The sequence below is a fragment of the Paracoccus bogoriensis genome, from assembly GCF_019431455.1.
Taxonomy (GTDB): Bacteria; Pseudomonadota; Alphaproteobacteria; order Rhodobacterales; family Rhodobacteraceae; genus Paracoccus; species Paracoccus bogoriensis.
Genome location: NZ_JAHYSR010000023.1, coordinates 14,743 through 37,767, shown reverse-complemented (window position 1 = coordinate 37,767; position 23,025 = coordinate 14,743). Strand labels below are relative to the sequence as shown.

The window sequence follows — 23,025 nt, the reverse complement described above, 5'->3', positions numbered from 1 at the left end:
TTTTGGGTTGGACCGCCCACGCATCCGTGACCCGTTTCCCCCCTGTGATCCGACGGCTCATACCGTAACGTGCCGCCATGCTGGGAATCGAACTTGCCACCGCCGCCTTTCTGCCTGCCGCCTTCGTTGCCTTGCTGGCGGGGGTTCTGTCGTTTCTGTCGCCCTGTGTGCTGCCCATCGTGCCGCCTTATCTGGCCTATATGACCGGGGTGGGGGTGAATGGTCTCAGGGCCCGCGAACGCAGCGCGGTCCTGCCGGCGCTGTTCTTCGTGCTGGGCCTTTCGACGGTGTTTCTGGTGATGGGCTTCGCCGCCTCGGCCTTTGGTCGCGCCTTTCTGGCCTGGCAGGAAACGCTGGCGCAGGTGGCAGGGGTCATGGTCATCGTGATGGGGCTGCACTTCCTGCATATCATCCGCATCCCGATCCTGGATCACGAGGCGCGTCTGGATGCCGGGCGGCAGGATGGCGGGGCGGTGGGGGCCTATGTGCTGGGTCTGGCCTTTGCCTTTGGCTGGACGCCCTGCATCGGCCCGCAGCTCGGCATGATCCTGACTCTTGCCGCGACGGGGGGCGAGCTGTCGCGCGGCACCGCGCTTCTGGCGGTGTATGCGGCGGGGCTGGGGATACCCTTCCTGCTGGCCGCCATCTTCATCAACCGCGCCATCGGGCTGATGAACCGCATCAAGCCCTATCTCAGGGTGATCGAGCGCGCGATGGGCGCACTTCTGGTCGTGGTCGGGGTCATGCTGATCACCGGCGCCTTCTCGGCCTTCAGCTTCTGGCTGCTGGAGACCTTCCCGGCCTTGGCGGCCTTGGGCTGAGGCCCCTTTACGCGGCCGATTTCCGTGCCACGATGGCTCTGACAGGAGGAGCCATGAAACCGCAAAACCCCCAACATGCTGCACCCGCCGATGCCGATGCGCGCCGCGCCGTCGAACCGGTGATCTGCTATCCCGTGGATGGCCTCGCCCCGCCTGATCTGGCCGCCTTGCGCGCCGCGCGGGAGGGCTGGCAGCGCCTCGCGCAGGTGCTGGTTCCCGCGCGGCAGGCGCGCTGTTTCGAGGTGCCGGCGGGGCATTTCTTCCGCATCGTCTCGGTCGAGGGGCCGCAGGTGGGCGATCTGAACCTGTGGTCGGCCGATCTGTCCGAACGCTTCTATTCCGGCAAGACGCGCGCCCTGCACGGCACGCATCTGTCCACCGGCGACCGGATGTGGTCGGGCTTCCCGACGCTGCGGCCCATGGCCACGATCACCGATGACAGCCTTGACTGGTATGGCTTTGACGCCTTCGGCGGCAGCGTGCATGACGTGATCGGCACGCGCTGCGATCCCTATACGCACAACCTGCTGTCGGATGGCGGGCAATATCACCATTGTTGTCATTCCAACCTGACCCGCGCCCTGGCCGAGGCGCGCGGGCTGCCCCTGGCCGAGGCCGAGCCCCTGGTTCATGACGTGCTGAACGTCTTCATGTGCACGGGCTTCACCCGCGATACGGGGCAGTATTTCATGAAGGCCAGCCCCGTGCGGCCCGGCGATTACCTTGAATTCTTTGCCGAGATCGACCTTTTGGGCGCACTGTCGGCCTGTCCGGGCGGCGATTGCGGCACGGTCCATTCCTCGGACCAGGCCGCCTGCCATCCGCTGCTGGTCGAGGTCTTTCGCCCCGTCGCCCCTCCGCGGGGTTGGCAGAGGCCGCAGGTCAACCGCTATGACCGCAGCCACGGGGCAGGGGGGTGACAAGATCCGCCGCTGTCGGAATCGGTTGTGGCGCGTGGTCGCATTTCGCGTTAGTCTCGGCCCCAGATCCGGGCAAACCGGACAGGCAGAGGCAGTGACGGCGGTATTCCCATGACCGAGATGGTCTTCGGCACTACGCCCGCAAGGGCGGCTGACCCGATTCTTCCGCGCTGGTGGCGCACGCTGGACAAATGGACGCTGGCCTGCGTGTTCGGGCTGTTCGCGACCGGAATCCTTCTGGGGCTGGCGGCCTCGGTGCCCCTGGCCGAACGCAACAACCTGCCGCGCTTCTTCTATGTCCAGCGTCAGGCGATGTTCGGCGGCCTGGCGCTGGTCGTGATGCTGGTCATCTCGATGCTGTCGCCGCGCCAGATCCGGCGGATCGGGGTGCTGGGCTTTCTGGCGTCTTTCGTCCTGATCGTCGCGCTGCCCTTCGTCGGCACCGATTTCGGCAAGGGTGCGACGCGCTGGCTGTCTCTGGGCTTCGTATCGGTGCAGCCTTCGGAGTTCCTGAAACCCGGCTTCGTCGCGCTATGCGCCTGGTTCATGGCGGCCAGCCAGCAGGTGGGCGGGCCTGCGGGTCGGCTTTATTCGTTTTGCGTGGCGGCAGTCGTCGTGGTGCTTCTGGCGCTTCAGCCCGATTTCGGGCAGGCTGCGCTGGTGCTGTTCTCGTGGCTGGTCATGTATTTCGTCGCCGGTGCGCCGATGGTCCTGCTGTTGGGCGTGGCCGGGCTGGCGCTGATGGGCGGGATCTTTGCCTATGGCTCGTCCGAGCATTTCGCCCGGCGGATCGACGGTTTCCTGTCCTCGGAAATCGACCCGCGCACCCAGATCGGCTATGCCACCAATGCCATTCAGGAGGGCGGATTTTTCGGCGTCGGCGTGGGCGAGGGCAGCGTGAAATGGTCGCTGCCGGATGCGCATACCGATTTCATCATCGCCGTCGCGGCCGAGGAATACGGCTTTGTCCTCGTGCTGGTCATCATCGCGCTTTACTGCACCATCGTCACGCGATCATTGCTGCGGCTGCTGCGTGAACGCGACGCCTTTGCGCGGCTGGCCGGGACGGGCCTGGCCTGCGCCTTCGGCGTGCAGGCGCTGATCAACATGGGCGTCGCGGTGCGCCTGTTGCCCGCCAAGGGCATGACGCTGCCCTTCGTCAGCTATGGCGGTTCATCCGTCATTGCCTCGGGGATCGCGATGGGAATGCTTCTGGCGCTGACCCGCACGCGGCCTCAGGGCGAGCTGGCCGCAATCCTGCGGCGGGGGCGCTGATGTCGGGCAAACGCGCGCTGATCGCCGCCGGGGGCACCGGCGGCCATATGTTCCCGGCACAGGCCCTGGCCGAATTGCTGCTGGCCGAGGGCTGGCAGGTCACCTTGTCCACCGATGAACGCGGTGCCCGCTATGCCGGTACCTTCCCGCCCGAGGTTGTCCGTCAGGTCGTGCCATCGGCCACGACCGCACGCGGCGGGATCGCGGGCAAACTGGCGGCGCCCTTCCGCATTGCGGCCGGAGTGCTGGCCGCGCGGCGCGCTTTTGTCCGGCAAAGGCCCGATGTTGTGATCGGTTTTGGCGGCTATCCGACCATTCCCGCGCTGGCCGCCGCCAGGTTGATGGGCCTGCCGCGCATGATCCACGAACAGAACGGGGTGATGGGCCGGGTAAACCGCCTCTTTGCGCCCCGCGTTCATCGCGTCGCCTGCGGCACCTGGCCGACCGACCTGCCCGCCGGGGTCAGCGGCACCCATACCGGAAACCCGGTTCGCGCTGCCGTTCTGGCGCAGGCAGGTGCGCCCTATGCAGTGCCCGGCGACGGGCCGCTGCGCCTGCTGGTCATCGGCGGCAGCCAGGGCGCGCGCGTGCTGTCGCGCGTGGTGCCTGCGGCCATCGCGCTTTTGCCCGATGATCTGCGCACCCGCCTGCTTGTCAGCCATCAGGCCCGCCCCGAGGATGCCGATTCCGTCACCGCCGCCTATGCCGCGGCCGGGATCGAGGCCGATGTGCAGCCCTTCTTTACCGATGTGCCCGAGCGGATCGCCGCCGCGCATCTGGTCGTCAGCCGCTCGGGCGCCTCGTCGCTGGCCGATATCACGGTGATCGGGCGGCCCTCGATCCTGATCCCTTTCGCTGCCGCCACGGGCGATCACCAGACCGCCAACGCCCAGGCCTTGGCGGAAACCGGGGCGGCGCATGTCCATCCCGAATCCGTGCTTGATGCGACAAGTCTTGCGCGCGACATCCGCGCCATCCTGACCGACCCCGCGCGGGCCGCCGCCATGGCCGCCGCCGCGCTGGACCTTGCCCGCCCCGATGCGGCGCGGCGTCTTTACGATCTCGTTGAGGAGATAGCGCGATGAACGCAGCGACCAAACTGCCCGGAGAACTGGGTCCGATCCACTTCATCGGAATCGGCGGCATCGGCATGTCGGGCATTGCCGAGGTGCTGCTGACGCTTGGCTATCAAGTCCAGGGCAGCGACCTGAAACGATCGAAGATCACTGACCGGCTGGAAACGCTGGGCGCCCAGGTTTTCGAGGGTCAGAGGGCCGAGAACATCGCGGATGCGGCCGTGGTCGTGATCTCGACGGCGATCAAGAAGGGCAACCCGGAATTGGAGGAAGCCCGCCGCCGCGGCCTGCCGGTCGTCCGCCGGGCCGAGATGCTGGCCGAGCTGATGCGGATGAAATCGAACATTGCCATCGCCGGCACCCATGGCAAGACGACGACGACGACCATGGTGGCAACCCTGCTGGACGCGGGCGGGCTGGACCCCACGGTCATCAATGGCGGCGTCATCCACGCATACGGCTCGAATGCGCGGGCGGGTGCGGGCGAATGGATGGTGGTCGAGGCCGACGAATCCGACGGCAGCTTCAACCGTCTGCCCGCCGACATCGCCATCGTGACGAATATCGACCCCGAGCATATGGAACATTGGGGCAGCTTCGACGCGCTGCGGCAGGGCTTTTACAATTTCGCCTCGGGGATTCCGTTCTACGGTCTTGCGGTGCTCTGCACCGACCACCCCGAGGTTCAGGCGCTGGTCGGCAAGCTGACTGACCGCCGCGTTGTCACCTTCGGCTTCAACGCGCAGGCTGATGTCCGCGCGATGAACCTGCGCTATGAGAACGGCATCGCGCATTTCGACATCGCACTGCAAGGCGAGGGCCCCGATGAGCACGGCGAGATCGAGATGATCGAGGGCTGCACCTTGCCCATGCCCGGCGATCACAACGTGTCGAATTGTCTCGCTGCCGTGGCCGTGGCGCGGCATCTCGGCATCAAGAAATCCGAGATCCGCGAGGCGCTGGCCAGGTTCGGCGGTGTCGGGCGGCGTTTTACCCGCGTGGGCGAGGTGGGCGGTGTCACCATCATCGACGATTACGGCCACCACCCGGTCGAGATCGCCGCCGTCCTCAAGGCGGCGCGCCAGGCCAGCAATGGGCGCGTGATCGCCGTCCACCAGCCGCATCGCTATTCGCGGCTGTCCAGCCTGTTCGAGGATTTCTGCACCTGCTTCAACGAGGCCGATGTCGTTGCCATCGCCGATGTCTATGCGGCGGGCGAGGATCCGATTCCCGGCGCAAGCCGCGACGATCTGGTGGCCGGGCTGATCGCCCACGGCCATCGCCATGCCCGCGCGATCCTGTCCGAGGACGATCTGGAACGGCTGGTCCGCGAACAGGCGCGGCCGGGCGACATGGTGGTCTGCCTGGGGGCAGGGACGATTTCGGCCTGGGCGAATGCTTTGCCCATGCGCCTGCAGGGCCGCGCGGCGTGAGTCCGGCCGCCTGGCTGGGGCTGGCCTGTCTGGGGCTGTGGCTGGTATTGGCCTGCGCCGTACATCGCCTGCCGGTGCGGGGGCGCGCGCTGTTCATCTGCGCGCTGGTTCTTGCGGGGGTGCCGCTGCTGGGATGGCTGACGCTGCGTTGGGGGCCGGGACCGGGCGTTCTGGGCCTTGCGCTTGGGCTTCTGGCTCTTGGCCGCCCGCCGACCCGCCGCCGCAACGACCCCGAGTCCGTGCGCCACGAGGCCGGGCCATGAATGTCTGGGCCATCGGCGCCGCCTGCCTTCTGGGGGCGGGCTTCATCGCATGGGGCTCGGCCCGGCTGCGGATGCATTGGCCTCTGGCGGCCTTGTCCGTGCTGCTGGCGGCCATCGCCGTGCAGCTTTTCCTGGCAACGCGCGGGCAGGACGGGATGCATGATCTGGCCGCGCTGATGGCACAGGCCCTGACGGTGGCGCCCGCGCTTCTGGGTGTGGCGACGGGGCTGATCCTTGCGCGCCTGCGCGGCCATCCGCTACCTTTGCGCGGTCTGCCAGGAGCGATCAGCGCCCTGGGACTGCTGACCGCCGGTGCCGTCGCGGCGCTGACCTTCCTGATCTGAACGGGTGTCGTGATCTGAACCGGGTGTTCCGGCCTATGGAAAACCCGGCCCCGCCTCGGCATAGTTCCGACATGTCGAACCGGAGTGTCCATGCATGAGCAGAATCCTGGCGCTTGTCGATGGCTCGATCTATGGGCCGAGCGTGGCACGCCACGCCGCGTGGCTGGCCGAAAGGCTGGGTCTTGGCGTCGATCTGTTGCACGTCACCCCACGTGGCGAGCGTGAGGCCGGACAGATCCTGCTGGCCGAGTCCGCCTGCATCATCAAGGCACATGGCGTGGCCGACCTGGGCGTGCATCTGCGGCAGGGCGAACTGATGGCCACGATCCGCGCGGTCGCGCCTCATCTGCGGGCCATCGTGCTGGGCAAACGGGGCGAATCGGCGGATTTCGTCTCGGGTCGGTTGGGGTCCAACCTTGAACGCATCGTGCGCGGCGCGACGGTGCCGGTGCTGGTCGCCTCGCGCGCGTTCCGGCCGGTCCAGCGGGTGCTGCTGGCCTTTGACGGCAGCGCGTCGGCGCGGAGCGCGGTGGCGCGGATGGCGAAAAGCCCGGTCTTTCAGGGGCTGGAAATCACGCTGCTGCATGTCGGAGAGCCGACGCCCGCCGTTTCGGTCGCAATCGACGAGGCGATCCTGGAACTGGTCGCCTCGGGCTTGCGGGTGATGCTGCGTCAGATGCCCGGCGAGCCGCAGGAAGTCTTGCGCCCGCTGGTGCTGGACGAGGGGTTCGACCTGCTGGTCATGGGTGCCTATGGCCATTCGCGGATCCGCAACCTGTTCATCGGCTCGACCACGACGGCGATGATCCGCGCGGCGCTGATTCCTGTTCTGCTCTATCGCCAAAGGGCAGGGCTTGGTTGACGCCGTGAGGCGGGCTGGCTACCAGATGGGCATGAGCGCCGTTCTTCCCTGTCCGCGTGGCAGCCTGATCCCCGATCGCCGCCTTGACACTCTGACCTGGCTGCGCGTGGGTGGCCCTGCCGACTGGCTTTTCCAGCCCGCCGACCGCGAGGATCTGGCCGGTTTCCTGCGCGACCTGGACCCGGCCGTGCCGGTCTTTCCGATGGGCGTGGGCAGCAACCTGATCGTGCGCGATGGCGGCATCCGGGGCGTGGTGATCCGGCTGGGCCGCGCCTTCAACGCGGTTTCGATCGCGGGCGATGTCGTCACCGCCGGGGCCGCCGCCCTGGATGCACAGGTCGCGCGCCGCGCGGCCGAGGCCGGGCGTGACCTGACCTTTCTGCGCACCATCCCCGGCAGTATCGGCGGCGCGGTGCGGATGAATGCGGGCTGCTACGGCAGCTACGTGGCCGACCATCTGATCGACGTGGAAGTCGTGACCCGCGACGGGCGGATCCTGCGTCTTGCGCCCGAGGATCTGCGCTTGGGCTATCGCCAGAGTCATCTGCCCGAGGGCTGGGTGATCACCGAGGCGCGCCTGCGCGCCGCGCCGGGCGATCCCGACGCGCTTCATGCCCGCATGGCCGAGCAATTGGCCCGCCGCGACGCAAGCCAGCCAACCGGGGATCGCAGCGCGGGTTCGACCTTTCGCAATCCGGCGGGATACAGCTCGACCGGCCGGGCAGACGACACCCATGAGCTGAAGGCCTGGGCGCTGATCGACGCTGCGGGTTTGCGCGGCCATAGCTGGGGCGGCGCGCAGATGTCGGAAAAGCATCCCAACTTTCTGATCAATACCGGAGGCGCCACCGCTGCCGAACTGGAAGCCTTGGGCGAGCTGGTGCGTCGGCGGGTGCTGGAAGTAAGCGGCCATGAGCTGCAATGGGAGGTCATCCGCATCGGCGACCCTGCGCCGGATCCGTCCTGAATATCTGCGTTGCTCTGTGCCATGGCCGGTCAGGGGGCGCTGCTGCCCTTCGTCGCGTTCCGCGGCTCCCCCCGGGATATTTGGGCCAAGGCAAAGGGGCGGGCAGATTTCGCTTTTGCACTTCGCGCTTTGCTTGTATTCTGCATGGCAATGACGTGGCCCCGAAAGGTCGCGCAGCAGCAGGCAAGCCCGGAGCAACCGGGCGCGAAAGGCGAAAAAGTGGCGGGCAGGTCGAGCAGGGCAGCCCACTCGGTCGCTGTCCTGATGGGCGGACCCTCGGCAGAGCACGAGGTTTCGCTGTCATCGGGACGCGAATGCGCGAATGCGCTGCGGGTGGCGGGGTATGACGTAACCGAGATCGTGCTGGACAAGGCGCGTGGTCAGGATCTGGCCGGGCTTTTGCGCGCGGCTGCGCCCGATGTCGTGTTCAACGCGCTGCATGGCCGTTGGGGCGAGGATGGCTGTGTGCAGGGCCTGCTGGAATGGCTGGGGCTGCCCTACACGCATTCGGGCGTGCTGGCATCTGCCTTGGCGATGGACAAGAGCCGCGCAAAGGAGGCGTTCCGCGCCGCAGGTCTGCCCGTGGTCGAGAGTGTCATTGCGGATGCCGACGAGGTGCGCCGCCGCCATGTGATCCCGCCGCCTTATGTGGTGAAGCCCAATGACGAAGGATCCTCGGTCGGGGTCTATATCGTGCAGGATGGCGCCAATCAGCCGCCCGACCTGTCGCCCGACATGCCGGATCGCGTGATGGTCGAGGCCTATGCACCGGGGCGCGAGCTGACCACGACGGTCATGGGCGACCGGGCGCTGGACGTGACCGAGATTCTGACCGAAGGTTGGTATGACTACGCCGCCAAATACACGGTGGGCGGCTCGCGCCATGTGGTTCCCGCACAGATCCCCGAGGAGATCCGGGCCGCCTGTCTGGATCTGGCGGTGCGGGCGCACAAGGCGCTTGGCTGTCGGGGCTTGACCCGGACCGATTTCAGGTGGGACGAGACGCGCGGTCTTGCGGGGCTGATCATCCTGGAGGTGAACACCCAGCCCGGCATGACGCCGACCAGTCTGGCCCCTGAACAGGCCGCCCGGCAGGGCATCGACTTTCCCGCGCTGATGCGGTGGATGGTGGAGGATGCGCTGTGCCGGTCGTGATCGACCACAGGCCAAGCCGCTCCCTGACCGCGCCCCCGCCGCGGCGCGATCCCGCGCCCTCGCGGCTGACCTATCGCCTGCAGCGCATGTGGCTGACGCCGCTTTACCGGCGCGTCGTGCGGGTGGGACTGCCTGCCTTCGTGCTGGCGATGGTGGTGGGGCTCTGGATGGCTGACGAGGATCGCCGCGTGCGGCTGACCGATGCCATCGCCTCGCTCGTGACGCAGATCCAGAGCCGCGAGGAATTCCAGGTCCGTGTGATGACGATCGAAGGGGCGAGCCCCGTTGTCGAGCGCGTGCTGCGTGCCATGCTGCCCGTCGATCTGCCGGCATCCAGTTTCGAGATCGACCTGCCCGCCTTGCGGTTGCAGGTGATGCAGCTTGACGCGGTCGAAAGCATCGATCTGCGCATCCGTCCCGGCGGCATCCTGTCGGCGGTCGTCAAGGAACGCGAGCCCGCGATCCTGTGGCGCCATGCGCGCGGGATCGAGATCCTGGACAAGGGCGGGCACCGCGTGGCCAGCGTGACCTCGCGCGAGGTGCGCCCGGACCTGCCGCTGATTTCGGGCGAGGGCGCGGATCGCGCCACCGCCGAGGCGCTGGCCCTGTTCGACGCGGCGGGCCCGATCCTGCCCCGCGTGCGGGGGCTGGTGCGGCGGGGCGAGCGACGTTGGGATCTTGTGCTGGACCACGACCAGCGCATCCTGCTGCCCGCGACCGGCGCCGTTACCGCGTTGGAGGCCGCCATTGCGCTGGACCGGGCCCAGGACATGCTGGGCCGCGATATCACCGTTGTCGATCTGCGTGACCCGTCGCGGCCTGTGCTGCGGCTGGGGGTGGATGCGCGCAATACGATCCGGCAGGCGCGCGGCCTGCCGCTGCTGGGCCCGGACGGTCGCGTCCTGCCCGAGACCGAAAGCTAGAGCAAGGAGGCAAGGCGAATGGCTGACCTGTATCAGACGCAACGCGCGATGCGAAACATGCGCCGGGCCGCCCTGCAACGTGGCGTGATCGGCATTCTGGATATCGGCACGTCCAAGGTCGCCTGTCTGGTGCTGCGCTTCGACGGCACCGGCACCTTTCGCGAGACCGACGGGATCGGCCCGATGGCGGGGCAGGTGAACTTCCGCGTGATCGGTGCGGCCTCGACGCGGTCGCGCGGGATGCGCCGGGGCGAGATCGAGACCATGGCCGAGACCGAGCGCGCGATTCGCACCGTCGTCGCCACCGCGCAGAAGCTGGCCGGGGTGCGCGTCGATCACGTCATCGCCTGCCTGTCAGGCGGGCGGCCCGCGTCCTATGGGCTGGCGGGCGAGATCCCGCTGCCCTCGGGCAAGGTCGGCGATCACGAGGTCGCCTCGGTCCTGGCCGCCTGCGAGACGCCCGATTTCGGGCGCGGGCGCGAGGTGCTGCACGCCCAGCCCGTGAATTTCGCGGTCGATAACCGCTCGGGCCTTGCCGATCCGCGCGACCATGTCGGCAACAAGCTGTTTTGCGATATGCATGTGCTGACCGTCGATGGCGACATGATCGGCAACCTGGTCCATTGCATTCGCCGCTGCGATCTGGAACTGGCGGGGATCGCCTCGGCACCCTATGCTTCGGCCCGCGCAAGTCTGGTCGAGGATGAACAGGAACTGGGCGCCGCCTGCATCGATTTCGGCGGTGGCGGCACGGGCATCACGATCTTCATTCGCAAGCACATGATCTTTTCCGATCACGTCCCGATCGGCGGCAATCTGATCACGCAGGATATCGCGCAGGGGTTGCGCGTGCCGCTGCCCGTGGCCGAGCGTCTCAAGACGCTGAATGGCGGGGTCGAGGCCACGGGCCGCGACGACCGCGAGATGATCGACGTGGGCGGCGAGACCGGCGATTGGGAAACCGATCGCCGCCAGGTCAGCCGCGCCGATGTCATCGGCATCATGCGTCCCCGGGTCGAGGAGATCCTGGAAAACGTCCGCGAGGTTCTGGACGTGGCGGGCTTCGATTACATGCCAAGTCAGCAGATCGTGCTGACCGGGGGCGGCAGCCAGATCCCGGGGCTGGATGGGCTGGCGACCCGCATCCTGGGGCCGAATATCCGCTGCGGGCGGCCGCTGCGAATCGACGGTCTGGCGCATCAGTTTACGGACCCCAGTTTCTCCAGCGCTGTCGGCCTGGCGCTGTTCGCGGCCCATCCGCAGGACGAATGGTGGGATTTCGAGATACCCTCGGACCGCTATCCGGCACGTTCCCTGCGCCGTGCCTATCGCTGGTTCAGAAACAACTGGTGATTGCGCCGACCCTATTTCTATGGCGGGCCGCGGGCGCGGCCACCATATTCTGCGCGCTTGGCAAGATGCCGCCGAAGCCTGCAGGAAATCCTGCCAGATTTTGCGGCCAAACCCTGTTTTTTGGATGACGCGAAGGCTGGCAAGGGTTACGGTTACGATCGAACGCGGGGGATTCGAGCGGGCAGACCGCGCCCATAGGCAGCAGCGACAAAGGCGGAAACCATGAGCCTCAATCTGATGATGAACGACGAAGAAGAGCTGAAGCCGCGCATCACCGTCTTTGGTGTCGGCGGTGCGGGCGGCAACGCGGTCAACAACATGATCCAGAAGCAGCTTGAAGGCGTCGAATTCGTGGTGGCCAACACCGACGCGCAAGCCCTGCAGCAGTCGCGTGCGACCTCGCGCATCCAGATGGGGCCGAAAGTGACCGAGGGGCTGGGCGCGGGCGCCAAGCCCTCGATCGGCGCCAAGGCCGCGGAAGAGACGATCGAGGACATCGTCGATCACCTGATGGGCGCGCATATGTGCTTCATCACCGCCGGCATGGGCGGCGGCACCGGCACCGGGGCTGCCCCGATCATCGCGCAGGCCGCCCGTGAAATGGGCATCCTGACCGTCGGCGTCGTGACCAAGCCCTTCCAGTTCGAGGGCACCAAGCGGATGCGCCAGGCCGAAGAGGGCGTCGAGGCCCTTCAAAAGGTCGTGGACACGCTCATCATCATCCCCAACCAGAACCTGTTCCGGCTGGCCAACGAAAAGACCACCTTTACCGAAGCCTTCGCCATGGCCGATGACGTTCTGTATCAGGGCGTCAAGGGCGTGACCGACCTGATGGTCCGTCCGGGTCTGATCAACCTGGACTTCGCCGATGTGCGCGCCGTCATGGACGAGATGGGCAAGGCCATGATGGGCACCGGCGAGGCCTCGGGCGAAAATCGCGCTCAGGAAGCGGCCGAGCGCGCCATCGCCAACCCGCTTCTGGACGAGATCAGCCTGAACGGCGCCAAGGGCGTGCTGATCAACATCACCGGTGGCTACGACATGACCCTGTTCGAGCTGGACGAGGCGGCCAACGTCATCCGCGACAAGGTGGATCAGGACGCCAATATCATCGTCGGCTCGACGCTGGACCCGGATATGGAAGGTTCGATTCGCGTGTCGGTCGTGGCGACCGGCATCGACGCGGGCGTATCCGCGGCCGAGGTTCCCGCGCCTCGCCGCAGCATGGCCGCGCCGCTGACGCAGAACCCGACGATGACGCAGAAAGAGATCGACGAGCCGGTTCCGCCGCGCCGCACCGCTCCTGCCGTCGAGACGCCCCGCGCGTCAGTTTCCGCGCCGCAGCCCCCCGAAGCGCGCGCTGACGATGACATGCCCCAGCCGGCCTATCAGCCGAAGGAAGCGACCCGCTCCAATGCCGTCCGGATCGAGGATGACGCATCCGCCTTTGTCGCACCGCGCGCCCCCCGTCCGGGTCAGCCCGCCCCCGAGGTGATGGATCGCCTGCGCCGTGCCGTCGAACATCACGGCCAGACGACCCGCCCGGCAGCGGTCCAGCCTCAACCGCAGCAATCCAGCAGCCGGATGAGCGGTCTCGGCCGCATGTTGGAGCGGATGGCCGGTCACGGCGGCGAAGGCGCCGCGAAACCGCCTGCGGCGTCGATTGCCGAGCGTGTCAGCGAGCGCGTCGCCGTGCGCGCCCGCCAGCAAGAGGCGGATTTCGACGATCTGGCCAGCCCCGATAACGTCAAGGACAATGTAGAAATCCCGGCATTCCTGCGCCGCCAGGCGAATTGAAGCCCGCTCACATACCCGGCATGAAGAACTGGACAGGCTGCTCTTGAGCGGCCTGTTTTGTTATCTGAAACAATCTGTTGCGCCATATCATGCAAGCGTCCCGCGATGATTCCGGACCTATGTTACACCCCGTTACAAATCGTTAATTGAATGAAACGGAGGCTCTGCCTAGCTGATCCCCGACGATGGGGTATCGCCCCGTCAGGATGAATCTTTCGGAGTGCGAGCCATGCAGGCGACGCTGAAACACAAGATCTGCTTTGCCGGTGCCGGGCTTCATTCCGGCGTCCCCGCGCAGCTTGCGATTCTGCCCGCACCCGTCGATCACGGAATCGTCTTTCGCCGCATCGACCTGGACGGCCAGCCGCTGATCCCCGCCCTGTGGGATCGTGTGACGCCCTCGAAGCTCTGCACGCTGCTGGACAACGGCGGCGGTGCCACGGTCTCGACGGTCGAGCATGTGATGGCCGCGTTGGCCGGGACCGGCATCCACAATGCCATGATCGAAGTGGACGGTCCCGAAGTGCCGATTCTTGACGGCTCTGCCGCGCCTTTCGTGGCGGGCATCATCAAGGCCGGCATACAGATCCAGGCCGCACCCCTGCGCGCAATCCGCGTGCTGCGGACAGTCGAACTGCGCGAGGGCGAGGCCTGGGCGCGTCTGGTTCCCGGCGACCACCTCGAAATCGACTTTGCCATCGACTTCACCGATGCCGCCATCGGGCATCAGGAGCTGCATCTGGACATGGCCAACGGCGCCTTTCTGCGCGAACTGGCCGATAGCCGCACGTTCTGCCGCGCCGCCGATGTCGCGGCGATGCGCAAGGCCGGGCTGGCTCTGGGCGGCACCTATCTGAACGCGGTGGTGGTGGATGGGGCGCGCGTGCTGTCGCCCGGCGGACTGCGCCACCGCGACGAGGCCGTGCGCCACAAGATGCTGGATGCGGTGGGCGATCTGGCGCTGGCCGGTGCGCCGATTCTGGCACGCTATCAGGCCAATCGCGCGGGTCATGCGATGACGAACCGTTTGCTGCGCGCGCTGTTTGCCGATCCGACTGCCTGGCGGTGGGAGGAATGCAGCCCCTCGCTTGCGGGGCGGCTGCCGGGTGCCGGTGTTGCGGCCTATGGACCCGATGCGGGGCTTTTGTGCAGGATGCCCGTCGCCGCCGAATAAACAAGGCGGCCTTGCACGCGCCTTGCCCAGGGCGCAATTCGCTGCATCAGAGCAGAGACAAAAACGGGACCGAATCAACGGATTGCCATTTTGCGCCCCCTGATGTTCTGTGCTAGGAGGTGCCGGCATCACCGCGGCAGGCGGGACGACTGGTGACATCGCAGGACAGGATCAGGATGGCGCGCTCGAAATTCTTGGCTTCGGTGGTTGCGATCGTTCTGGCGGGCGGGCTCCTGTCCGGCTGCGCCGGCAGCCGCGACGGCGTTCTGCGCCAGAATCTCGACCGGTTCACCGCCGAAGAGATCTACAAACGCGGTGAGTTCGAGCTTGAAAACAGCCGCAGACCCGCCGATGCCGTTTTCTATTTCAGCGAGATCGAGCGCCTTTACCCCTATTCCGAATGGGCGCGCCGGGCGCTGCTGATGCAGGCCTATGGTCATCACAAGGCACGCAATTACGAAGAGGCGCGTGGCGCGGCGCAGCGTTTCCTGGACACCTATCCCGGTGACGAGGAAGCGGCTTACGCGCAGTATCTTCTGGCTCTGTCCTATTACGACCAGATCGACGATGTGGGCCGCGACCAGGGCCTGACCTTTCAGGCGCTGCGCAGCCTGCGCACGGTGATCGAGGAATATCCCGACAGCGAATATGCCCGCAGCGCGATCCTGAAATTCGACCTGGCCTTCGACCACCTTGCTGCCAAGGAAATGGAAATCGGCCGCTACTACCTCAAACGTGGCCATTACGCCGCCGCGATCAACCGCTTCCGCGTCGTGGTCGAGGAATTCCAGACCACCACCATGACCCCCGAGGCGCTGATGCGACTGGTCGAGGCCTATCTGGCCCTTGGCCTGCTGGACGAGGCGCAGACCGCGGGCGCGATCCTTGGGCACAACTTCCAGTCCTCGCCCTTCTACGAGGATGCCTTCAGGCAATTGCGCGGGCGCGGCCTCTCGCCCGAGATGCGCGGCGAAAGCTGGCTGACCAACATCTATCGCCAGACCATTCAGGGGCGCTGGCTGTGATGCCGGGCCCCGCCGCCGCCTGAGGCCCCGACATGCTGCGATCGCTGGACATCCGCGACATGCTGCTGATCGAACGGCTGGAACTGGGCTTTCGTCCCGGCCTGAACGTGCTGACCGGCGAGACCGGGGCAGGCAAGTCGATCCTGCTGGATTGCCTGGGTTTTGTGCTGGGCTGGCGCGGGCGTGCCGATCTGGTCCGCAACGGTGCAAGCCAGGGCGAGGTAACAGCCGTGTTCGACCTGCCCGCCGCCCATCCCGCCCGCAGAATATTGGCCGAGGCCGGAATCGAGATCGACGATGACGAATTGATCCTGCGCCGCGTGAACGCACTGGACGGTCGCAAGACCGGCTGGGTGAATGACCGCCGCGTCTCGGGCGAGGTTCTGCGCGCCCTCTCCGAGGTTCTGGTGGAACTGCATGGTCAACACGATGACCGCGGCCTGTTGAACCCGCGCGGCCATCGCGCAATGCTGGATGCGTTCGGCGCGCTGGATCTGGGCCCGGTGCGCGCCGCATGGGCCGCCCGCCGCAGCGCCATGCGCGATCTGGCCGAGGCCGAGGCCGCGCTGGACGCTGCCCGCGCCGAAGAGGATTTCCTGCGCCACGCGGTCGCCGAACTGGACGCCTTGGCCCCCCTGGTGGGTGAAGAGGCCCAGCTGGACACCGCCCGGCGTGCCATGCAGGCGGCCGAGCGCATCCGGGGCGATGTCGCCCGCGCCTTGCAGATGCTGGGTGCCGAGGGGGCCGAAGGTGCGATGCTTGACGCGCATCGCTGGCTGGAAGGGGCTGCCGACCGTGCCGAGGGGCGGCTGGACGAACCGCTGGCGGCGCTCTCGCGCGCACTGATCGAATTGGGCGAGGCGCATCGCGGCGTCGAGGACGCGCTGTCGGCGCTGGATTTCGACCCCGCCGCCCTGGAGGCAACAGAAGAGCGGCTTTTCACCCTGCGTGCGCTGGCGCGCAAGCATGACGTTCTGCCCGACGATCTGGCAGGTCTGGCCGATCAGTTGCGCGAACGTCTGTCGAGGATCGACGCGGGTGCCTCGCGGATCGACGCGCTGCGTCGCGCCGCCACCGAGGCCGAGGCCGCCTATGCCGCTGCCTGTGCCGAGCTGACCGCCGCCCGCATGGCGGCTGCGTCGCGGCTGGATCAGGCGGTCAGTGCCGAACTGGCGCCGTTGCGGATGGAGCGCGCAGTGTTTCAGACCCGTGTGACACCTGCCGAACCGGGGCCGGAGGGGGCCGATGCCGTGGCGTTCACCGTGGCGACCAATCCCGGCGCGCCTGCTGGTCCCTTGGACAAGATCGCCTCGGGCGGGGAATTGTCGCGCTTTCTTCTGGCGCTCAAGGTCTGTCTGGCGCGCGGCAATGACGCGCTGGTGATGATCTTCGACGAAATCGACCGGGGGGTGGGCGGTGCCACCGCCGATGCGGTGGGGCGGCGTCTGAAGGCCTTGGCGGAAGGCGCGCAGGTTCTGGTCGTGACCCATTCCCCACAGGTTGCGGCCCTCGGGGCGGTGCATTTCCAGGTGTCGAAATCGGTTTCGGACGGGATGACCCGATCGACCGTTCGTGCCCTGACCGAAGCCGAGCGCGTGACCGAGATCGCGCGTATGCTGTCAGGCGAGACGATCACCAAGGCTGCGTCTCAGGCGGCGCGGGCGCTGTTGAACGGGTAAGGGCGGCCCGATCCGAACCGCCCGTCTGCCTTTTAGCCGTTCCTTGCGACGAAGCGGGGCAACATTGCGGAAAAGTCGCGGCCCCTGCCGTCTTCGCGTTCCACGAAATCCTCGTAGATCTGGCGCGCCAGCGCCCCCATCGGCGTTTCCGCCGCCACCGATTCCGCGGCCTGACGCGCCAGGTTCAGATCCTTGAGCATCAGCTCTGACGCAAAGCCCGGCCGGTAATCGTTGTCTGCGGGCGAGGTCGGACCAACGCCAGGGGCGGGGCAATAGGCGTTCAGGCTCCAACTGTAGCCCGAACTGGTCGAGACCACATCGAACATCTTCTGCCGGTCCAGCCCCAGCTTGTCCGCCAGCGCAAAGGCCTCGCAGGTGGCGATCATGGTGACGCCCAGGATCATGTTGTTGCAGATCTTGGCTGCCTGTCCGGCGCCCGCCTCGCCGCAATGAACGGCCTTCTGGCCCATCACCTCGAACAGGGGCAGGACGCGGGCGAAATCGGCCTCTGCCCCGCCGACCATGAAGGTCAGCGTGCCGGCCTGCGCGCCGCCGATCCCGCCCGAGACAGGCGCGTCCAGCGCGCCCAGACCCGCCGCGCGGGCCTGGGCTGCGACGGCGCGCGCGCTGTCCACATCGACGGTCGAGCAGTCGCACAGCACCGCGCCGGGCTTCATCGCGCCGATCACCTGATCCGCGACCGCGCGCAGGATCTGGCCGTTGGGCAGCATCGTGATGACCACATCGGCATCGCGCGCGGCCTCGGCGGCACTGGTGGCGGGGGTCACGCCTTCCGGGTCGGGGGCGGCCGTGTCGAAGCCCGTGACCTCGTGCCCGGCAGCGGCCAGGTTGCGGGCCATGGGCGCGCCCATATTGCCCAGACCGATAAAGCCGATCTTCATGCGCTGTCCTTCCATGTCAGTTCGTGTTCGCCAAGCGGGGCCAGAATGGCCGCGACCGCTTCGGCTGTGGCGGGGGCCTGCCAGCGGGGCTGGCGGTCCTTGTCGATGATCTGCGCGCGCACGCCTTCGAGAAAGTCGCTTTCGGCAGTGGCGCGCCAGGTAAAGCGGTATTCGCGGGTCAGCGAATCCTGCATCCGCCCATCCCCCCGCGCGGCGCGCACCATCGCCAGGCCCGCCGCCATCGACAGGGGCGAGTTGCGCCGCAGCGCCTGAAGCGCTTCGTCGTCCCCCACAGCCTCGGTCGCGGCGATGATCTGGCTGATGTCGTCGCCCCCGAAATGCGACAGGTCGCGCCTGGCCAGCGGGCTTTCGGGGGGCGTCAGGCCCTGAATCAGACTGGTGTCGCCCGTTTCCTCGAGCCTGGTGATCAGGGCGGGCCATTCGGATTCGGGCAGGTAGATGTCGGCGAAGCGGGCATGGATGGCATCGCCGGGCCCCATCCGCGCCCCGGTCAGCGCCAGATATTCCCCGATCCGGCCAGGCGCATGGGCCAGAAGCCATGTGCCGCCGACATCGGGGATCAGGCCGATGCCGCTTTCGGGCATGGCGATGCGGGTCGTGTCACCCACCACGCGATGACTTGCATGGCCGCCCACCCCCACGCCGCCGCCCATCACGAAACCGTGCATGAAGGCCACGATCGGTTTGGGGTAATCCGCGATCGCCGCGTTCATGCGGTATTCGTCGCGGAAGAAGTTGCGCCCTTCGGCGTGATTGCCCGCGCGGGCGGCGTGATAGACCGCCGCGATGTCGCCGCCTGCGCAAAAGGCGCGGTCGCCCTTGGCATCGATAATGACCAGCGCCACGGAGGGATCGTCGCGCCACTGGTCCAGCGCGGCGTGGATCGCCAAGGCCATCGGATGCGACAGCGCGTTCAGGGCCTTGGGGCGGGTGAAGGTGATGCGGCCCGCGCGTCCCACGACGCGGATGTCCAGGTCGTCCATTCTCAGCCCCTTTCGGCCAGAAGGGCGCGGCTGATGATGACGCGCATGATCTCGTTCGTGCCTTCCAAAATCTGATGGACGCGCAGGTCGCGCACGATCTTCTCGATTCCGTAATCGGCCAGATAGCCATAGCCGCCATGCAGTTGCAGGCACTGGTTGGCCACCTCGAAGGCGCGGTCGGTGACGTGCAGCTTGGCCATGGCGCAGAATTTCGTTGCGTCCTTGGCGCCGTGATCCAGCTTCCATGCGGCCTGACGCAGCAGGATGCGGGCGGATTGCAGCGCGGTCTCCATCTCGGCCAGGCGGAACTGCAGCGCCTGGAACTGGTCGAGGCTTTGGCCGAAGGCGCGGCGTTCGCCCATATAGGTCAGCGTCGCGTCCAGGGCCGCCTGCGCGCCGCCAAGTGCGCAGGCCGCGATGTTCAGCCGCCCGCCATCCAGACCCGCCATCGCATAGGAAAAGCCGCGTCCCTCCTGCCCCAGAAGATTGGCAGCAGGGATCACGCAATCGTCGAACTGCACCTGAGTCGTCGGTTGCGCGCGCCAGCCCATCTTCTGTTCCAGCGCGCCGAAGCTGAGGCCGGGCGTGCCCTTTTCCACGATCAAGGCACTGATGCCGCGCGGGCCGTCACCTCCCGTGCGGGCCATGACGATATAGGCGTCGGAATAGCTGCCGCCCGAGATGAAGGCCTTGGCTCCGTTCAGCCGCCAGCCCTGATCGTCACGGTCCGCGCGGGTCCGCAGAGCTGCCGCGTCGGATCCGCTGCCGGGTTCGGTCAGGCAATAGCTGAAGATCGTCTCCATCCGGCAGAGGCGCGGCAGCCAGCGTTCGCGGGCCGCGTCATCGCCGAACTTGTCGATCATGCCGCCGCACATGTTGTGGATCGACAGGAAGGACGCGACCGAGGGGCAGGCCATCGACAGGGCCTCGAAGACCAGCGTGGCGTCAAGGCGCGAAAGGCCCGTGCCGCCGTGATCCTCGGAGACATAGAGGCCGCCCAGGCCCAGTTCGGCCACATCGGACCACAGATCGCGGGGGATCGTGCCGGCCTCTTCCCAGGCGCGGGCATGGGGGGCGATCCGGGCCTGCCCGAAATCGCGCGCCATGTCGAAAATGGCCTGCTGTTCCTCGCTGAGCGCAAAATCCATGCGGCATCCCTCCCCAGATGAGCGCGAATTGAACAGATGTTTAATTGGCAGATATTGCCAGAATGTTGCAAGGGAACCGACTGCGTCTAAAGGTCATGGCGGAATTCCTCGATCAGGTGGCGGGTGACGGCGCGCAGGGCCTGCGCCGGATCGGCGCCGGCCTCGCGGGCGCCGGCGGCGGTGGCGCGCTGTCTCTCGGCCGAGGTGCCGCGGGCGACCATGTCGCGCAGGTGGGCCACGGCGGGTTGGCTGTCCAACGCATCGGCATCCTCGGCGACAAGGGCCAGCCAATCCTCGGCGATCTGCTCGAAGGGGATGATGTCGCCCGCGCCGAAATCGATCTGGCCTTCGGTCGTGCCATAGCGCGCCGCGCGCCAGCGGTTCTCGGACAGAAGGAAGCTGTCGTAGCGCCGCCAGCGCAGGTTGCGGCGAGACAGCCGCCACAGCATCCGCAGCGTCGCCTGGATCAGCGCAGCCAGCGTGATGGCATCGTCAAGACGCGGGCAGGCGTCGCAGATCCGCGTCTCCAGCGTCGGGAACTTGCAGGAGGGACGCAGATCCCACCAGATCTTGCTGCTGTCCTCGATGATCCCCAGCCGGGTCAGCGCCGTGACCGAGCGGTCGTATTCGTCCCAGGATCCGAAGGCAGGCGGCAGTCCGGTGCGCGGCATGTCGCCGAAGACCGTGGTGCGATAGGAGGCAAGACCGGTATCCTCGCCTTGCCAGAAGGGACTGGAGGCCGACAGCGCCAGCAGATGCGGCAGGAAATAGCTGAACTGGTTCATCAGGTCGATGCGCTGCGCCTGTTCGGGGATGCCTACATGGACATGCATCCCGCAGATCAGCATTCGCCGCGCCACGCCGCCCATCTCGCGCGAGAGCTGGTTGTAGCGGTCCTTGTCGGTATGATCCTGGTCGCGCCAGTCGGCCATGGGGTGGCAGGCGGCCGCGATGGGCGCCAGGCCGTGTTCGGCGGCCTTGTCGGCTATGGTCGCGCGCAGGCGGCGCAGATGGTCGCGGGCGGTGCGGATGTCGGGGCAGACGGGGGTGCCGATCTCGATCTGGCAGCGCAGGAATTCGGGGCTGACCTGATCGCCCAGGGCCTGCTTGCAGGCTTTCATCAGCGCCTCGGGGGCGGCGGCCAGCCGGCCTGTATCGGCATCGACGAGCAGGTATTCCTCTTCGATGCCGAGCGTGAAATCGGGGGTCTGAGTCATCGTCCGGCCCTGTGCCCTGTTGCGTCCCGCGATGGCCGGGGGCTTGCCGCCCCCGGACCCCCGCGGGTATTTCGGCAACGGAGAAGATCAGTCCATTGCCTTGAAGTTGAACTCTCCGCCCTCCTTGATGCCCGAGGGCCAGCGGGCGGTTACGGTCTTGGTCCGCGTGTAGAAGCGGAACGCGTCCGGGCCGTGCTGGTTCAGGTCGCCGAAGCCGGATTTCTTCCAGCCGCCGAAGGTGTGATAGGCCAAGGGCACCGGGATTGGCACATTGATGCCGACCATGCCGATGTTCACCCGGCTTGCGAAGTCGCGCGCCGAGTCGCCGTCGCGGGTGAAGATCGCCGTGCCGTTGCCATATTCGTGGTCCATGGCCAGTTTCAGCGCCTCTTCGTAGCTGTCGGCGCGGACGGTGGACAGGACCGGGCCGAAGATCTCGGTCTTGTAGATGTCCATATCCGGGGTCACGCGGTCAAAGAGGTGCGGGCCGACGAAGAAACCGTTCTCGTAGCCTTGCAGGCTGAAGTCGCGGCCGTCTACGATCAATTCGGCGCCCTGGTCCACGCCCGACTGGACGAGGCGCAGGATGTTCTCTTTCGCGGCTCTGGTGATGACGGGACCGTAGTCGATGTCGTTTCCGGCCGTCCAGGGGCCGACCTTCAGCTTTTCGATCCGGGGCACCAGTTTCTCGATGAGGGCATCGGCGGTCCTTTCGCCGACCGGCACCGCGACCGAAATCGCCATGCAGCGTTCGCCCGCGGCCCCATAGCCCGCGCCGACCAGCGCGTCGGCTGCCTGATCCAGGTCGGCATCCGGCATGATGATCATGTGGTTCTTGGCGCCGCCGAAACATTGCGCGCGCTTGCCGGTCGCAGCGGCGCGTTCATAGATATATTGCGCGATCGGCGTGGAGCCGACGAAGCCCACCGCCTGAATGACCTGGCTGTCGAGGATCGCATCGACCGCCTCCTTGTCGCCGTTCACCACCTGCAGCACGCCATCCGGCAGCCCGGCCTCTTGCAGCAGCCTGGCCAGCATCAGCGGAACCGAGGGGTCGCGCTCGGATGGTTTGAGGATCATCGCATTGCCGCAGGCGAGGGCTGGACCCATCTTCCACAGCGGGATCATGGCGGGGAAGTTGAAGGGCGTGATGCCTGCGACCACCCCAAGGGGCTGGCGCATGGAATACATGTCGATGCCGGGGCCGGCGCTGTCGGTGAACTCGCCCTTGAGCAGATGGGGCGCGCCGATGCAGAACTCGATCACCTCGAGGCCGCGCTGGATGTCGCCCTTGGCGTCAGGGAAGGTCTTGCCGTGTTCCGAGGAGAGAACCTCGGCCAGCTGGTTCATGTCGCGGTTGATCAGGCGCACGAACTCCATCATCACGCGGGCGCGCCGCTGCGGGTTGGTCGCGCCCCATTTCACCTGGGCTTCGGCAGCGCGGGCGATGGCGTGGTCAAGTTCGGCCTTGCTGGCCAACGACAGGCGGGCCTGAACCTCTCCGGTGGCAGGGTTGAACACGTCGCTGAAGCGGCCCGACGTGCCTTTGTATTCGGCACCGTCGATCCAGTGGTGAATTTCGTGCATCGCATCCTCCTGAAAGCGTCAGGCGCAGGTTAGTCTTGCGGAATTGCCGGATAAAGGGGCAAGGTAGCAAATAGGTTTTGCGATTATGCAAAGGGTCGGG

Annotated in this window: 21 protein-coding genes; 16 read left to right on the top strand and 5 right to left on the bottom strand. The window is 66.9% G+C overall.

The features are described 5' to 3' along the window. The first annotated feature begins 77 nt into the window (after positions 1-77). The 16 genes from KY389_RS11760 (at position 78) to recN (ending at position 17,067) form a co-directional block, all read left to right on the top strand. Complete coding sequence (locus tag KY389_RS11760) at positions 78-821, top strand: cytochrome c biogenesis CcdA family protein (RefSeq protein WP_219831154.1); 744 nt, start codon at positions 78-80, stop codon at positions 819-821. Between the two features lie 53 nt (positions 822-874). After that, on the top strand, positions 875-1,741 hold the full coding sequence (locus KY389_RS11755) for an urea carboxylase-associated family protein (protein ID WP_219831153.1): 867 nt from the start codon (positions 875-877) through the stop codon (positions 1,739-1,741). A gap of 111 nt (positions 1,742-1,852) precedes the next feature. Next, complete coding sequence (ftsW, locus tag KY389_RS11750) at positions 1,853-3,016, top strand: putative lipid II flippase FtsW (RefSeq protein WP_219831152.1); 1,164 nt, start codon at positions 1,853-1,855, stop codon at positions 3,014-3,016. After that, positions 3,016-4,101, top strand: coding sequence for a UDP-N-acetylglucosamine--N-acetylmuramyl-(pentapeptide) pyrophosphoryl-undecaprenol N-acetylglucosamine transferase (locus KY389_RS11745; protein WP_219831151.1), 1,086 nt, complete (start codon positions 3,016-3,018; stop codon positions 4,099-4,101). Before ftsW ends, KY389_RS11745 begins: the two co-directional genes overlap by 1 nt. Further along, positions 4,098-5,525 carry a UDP-N-acetylmuramate--L-alanine ligase gene (gene murC, locus KY389_RS11740; protein ID WP_219831150.1) on the top strand — a complete coding sequence of 476 codons (1,428 nt, stop codon included), beginning with the start codon at positions 4,098-4,100 and terminating at the stop codon, positions 5,523-5,525. The genes KY389_RS11745 and murC overlap by 4 nt, the downstream gene beginning before the upstream one ends. Then, positions 5,522-5,788, top strand: coding sequence for a DUF2484 family protein (locus tag KY389_RS11735; RefSeq protein WP_219831149.1), 267 nt, complete (start codon positions 5,522-5,524; stop codon positions 5,786-5,788). The genes murC and KY389_RS11735 overlap by 4 nt, the downstream gene beginning before the upstream one ends. Next, positions 5,785-6,132 carry a hypothetical protein gene (locus KY389_RS11730; RefSeq protein WP_219831148.1) on the top strand — a complete coding sequence of 116 codons (348 nt, stop codon included), beginning with the start codon at positions 5,785-5,787 and terminating at the stop codon, positions 6,130-6,132. Before KY389_RS11735 ends, KY389_RS11730 begins: the two co-directional genes overlap by 4 nt. Before the next feature lie 94 nt (positions 6,133-6,226). Further along, positions 6,227-6,994 carry a universal stress protein gene (locus KY389_RS11725; RefSeq protein WP_219831147.1) on the top strand — a complete coding sequence of 256 codons (768 nt, stop codon included), beginning with the start codon at positions 6,227-6,229 and terminating at the stop codon, positions 6,992-6,994. Positions 6,995-7,025: 31 nt separating this feature from the next. Further along, the gene (murB, locus tag KY389_RS11720) at positions 7,026-7,961 is read left to right on the top strand and encodes a UDP-N-acetylmuramate dehydrogenase (RefSeq protein WP_219831146.1); all 936 of its coding nucleotides are present in this window, start codon (positions 7,026-7,028) and stop codon (positions 7,959-7,961) included. 264 nt (positions 7,962-8,225) lie between these two features. Further along, entirely contained in the window at positions 8,226-9,116 is an 891-nt protein-coding gene (locus KY389_RS11715; RefSeq protein WP_246588091.1) for a D-alanine--D-alanine ligase, read from the top strand. Further along, the gene (locus tag KY389_RS11710; RefSeq protein WP_343222945.1) at positions 9,104-10,039 is read left to right on the top strand and encodes a cell division protein FtsQ/DivIB; all 936 of its coding nucleotides are present in this window, start codon (positions 9,104-9,106) and stop codon (positions 10,037-10,039) included. Before KY389_RS11715 ends, KY389_RS11710 begins: the two co-directional genes overlap by 13 nt. Before the next feature lie 18 nt (positions 10,040-10,057). After that, the gene (gene ftsA / locus KY389_RS11705) at positions 10,058-11,392 is read left to right on the top strand and encodes a cell division protein FtsA (RefSeq protein ID WP_219831145.1); all 1,335 of its coding nucleotides are present in this window, start codon (positions 10,058-10,060) and stop codon (positions 11,390-11,392) included. Positions 11,393-11,614: 222 nt separating this feature from the next. Continuing rightward, entirely contained in the window at positions 11,615-13,189 is a 1,575-nt protein-coding gene (gene ftsZ, locus KY389_RS11700; protein WP_219831144.1) for a cell division protein FtsZ, read from the top strand. A gap of 229 nt (positions 13,190-13,418) precedes the next feature. Beyond that, positions 13,419-14,363: a UDP-3-O-acyl-N-acetylglucosamine deacetylase gene (gene lpxC / locus KY389_RS11695; protein ID WP_219831143.1), complete on the top strand. Its 945-nt coding sequence runs from the start codon at positions 13,419-13,421 to the stop codon at positions 14,361-14,363. 176 nt (positions 14,364-14,539) lie between these two features. Next, on the top strand, positions 14,540-15,388 hold the full coding sequence (locus tag KY389_RS11690) for an outer membrane protein assembly factor BamD (RefSeq protein WP_219831142.1): 849 nt from the start codon (positions 14,540-14,542) through the stop codon (positions 15,386-15,388). A gap of 32 nt (positions 15,389-15,420) precedes the next feature. Beyond that, the gene (recN, locus tag KY389_RS11685; protein WP_219831141.1) at positions 15,421-17,067 is read left to right on the top strand and encodes a DNA repair protein RecN; all 1,647 of its coding nucleotides are present in this window, start codon (positions 15,421-15,423) and stop codon (positions 17,065-17,067) included. 32 nt (positions 17,068-17,099) lie between these two features. Here the strand turns inward: recN and mmsB are convergent, their stop codons facing one another. From mmsB to KY389_RS11660, 5 genes are all read right to left on the bottom strand, one after another. Then, on the bottom strand, positions 17,100-17,969 hold the full coding sequence (mmsB, locus tag KY389_RS11680) for a 3-hydroxyisobutyrate dehydrogenase (RefSeq protein ID WP_246588088.1): 870 nt from the start codon (positions 17,967-17,969) through the stop codon (positions 17,100-17,102). Further along, positions 17,966-18,973, bottom strand: coding sequence for an enoyl-CoA hydratase/isomerase family protein (locus KY389_RS11675; RefSeq protein WP_219831139.1), 1,008 nt, complete (start codon positions 18,971-18,973; stop codon positions 17,966-17,968). The genes mmsB and KY389_RS11675 overlap by 4 nt, the downstream gene beginning before the upstream one ends. A 2-nt stretch (positions 18,974-18,975) precedes the next feature. Next, complete coding sequence (locus tag KY389_RS11670) at positions 18,976-20,121, bottom strand: acyl-CoA dehydrogenase family protein (RefSeq protein ID WP_219831138.1); 1,146 nt, start codon at positions 20,119-20,121, stop codon at positions 18,976-18,978. A gap of 86 nt (positions 20,122-20,207) precedes the next feature. Further along, positions 20,208-21,338 (bottom strand): carboxylate-amine ligase, encoded by a 1,131-nt coding sequence (locus KY389_RS11665; RefSeq protein WP_219831137.1) that lies wholly within the window; start codon positions 21,336-21,338, stop codon positions 20,208-20,210. 87 nt (positions 21,339-21,425) lie between these two features. Then, positions 21,426-22,925, bottom strand: coding sequence for a CoA-acylating methylmalonate-semialdehyde dehydrogenase (locus KY389_RS11660; protein WP_219831136.1), 1,500 nt, complete (start codon positions 22,923-22,925; stop codon positions 21,426-21,428). Positions 22,926-23,025: the final 100 nt, after the last annotated feature.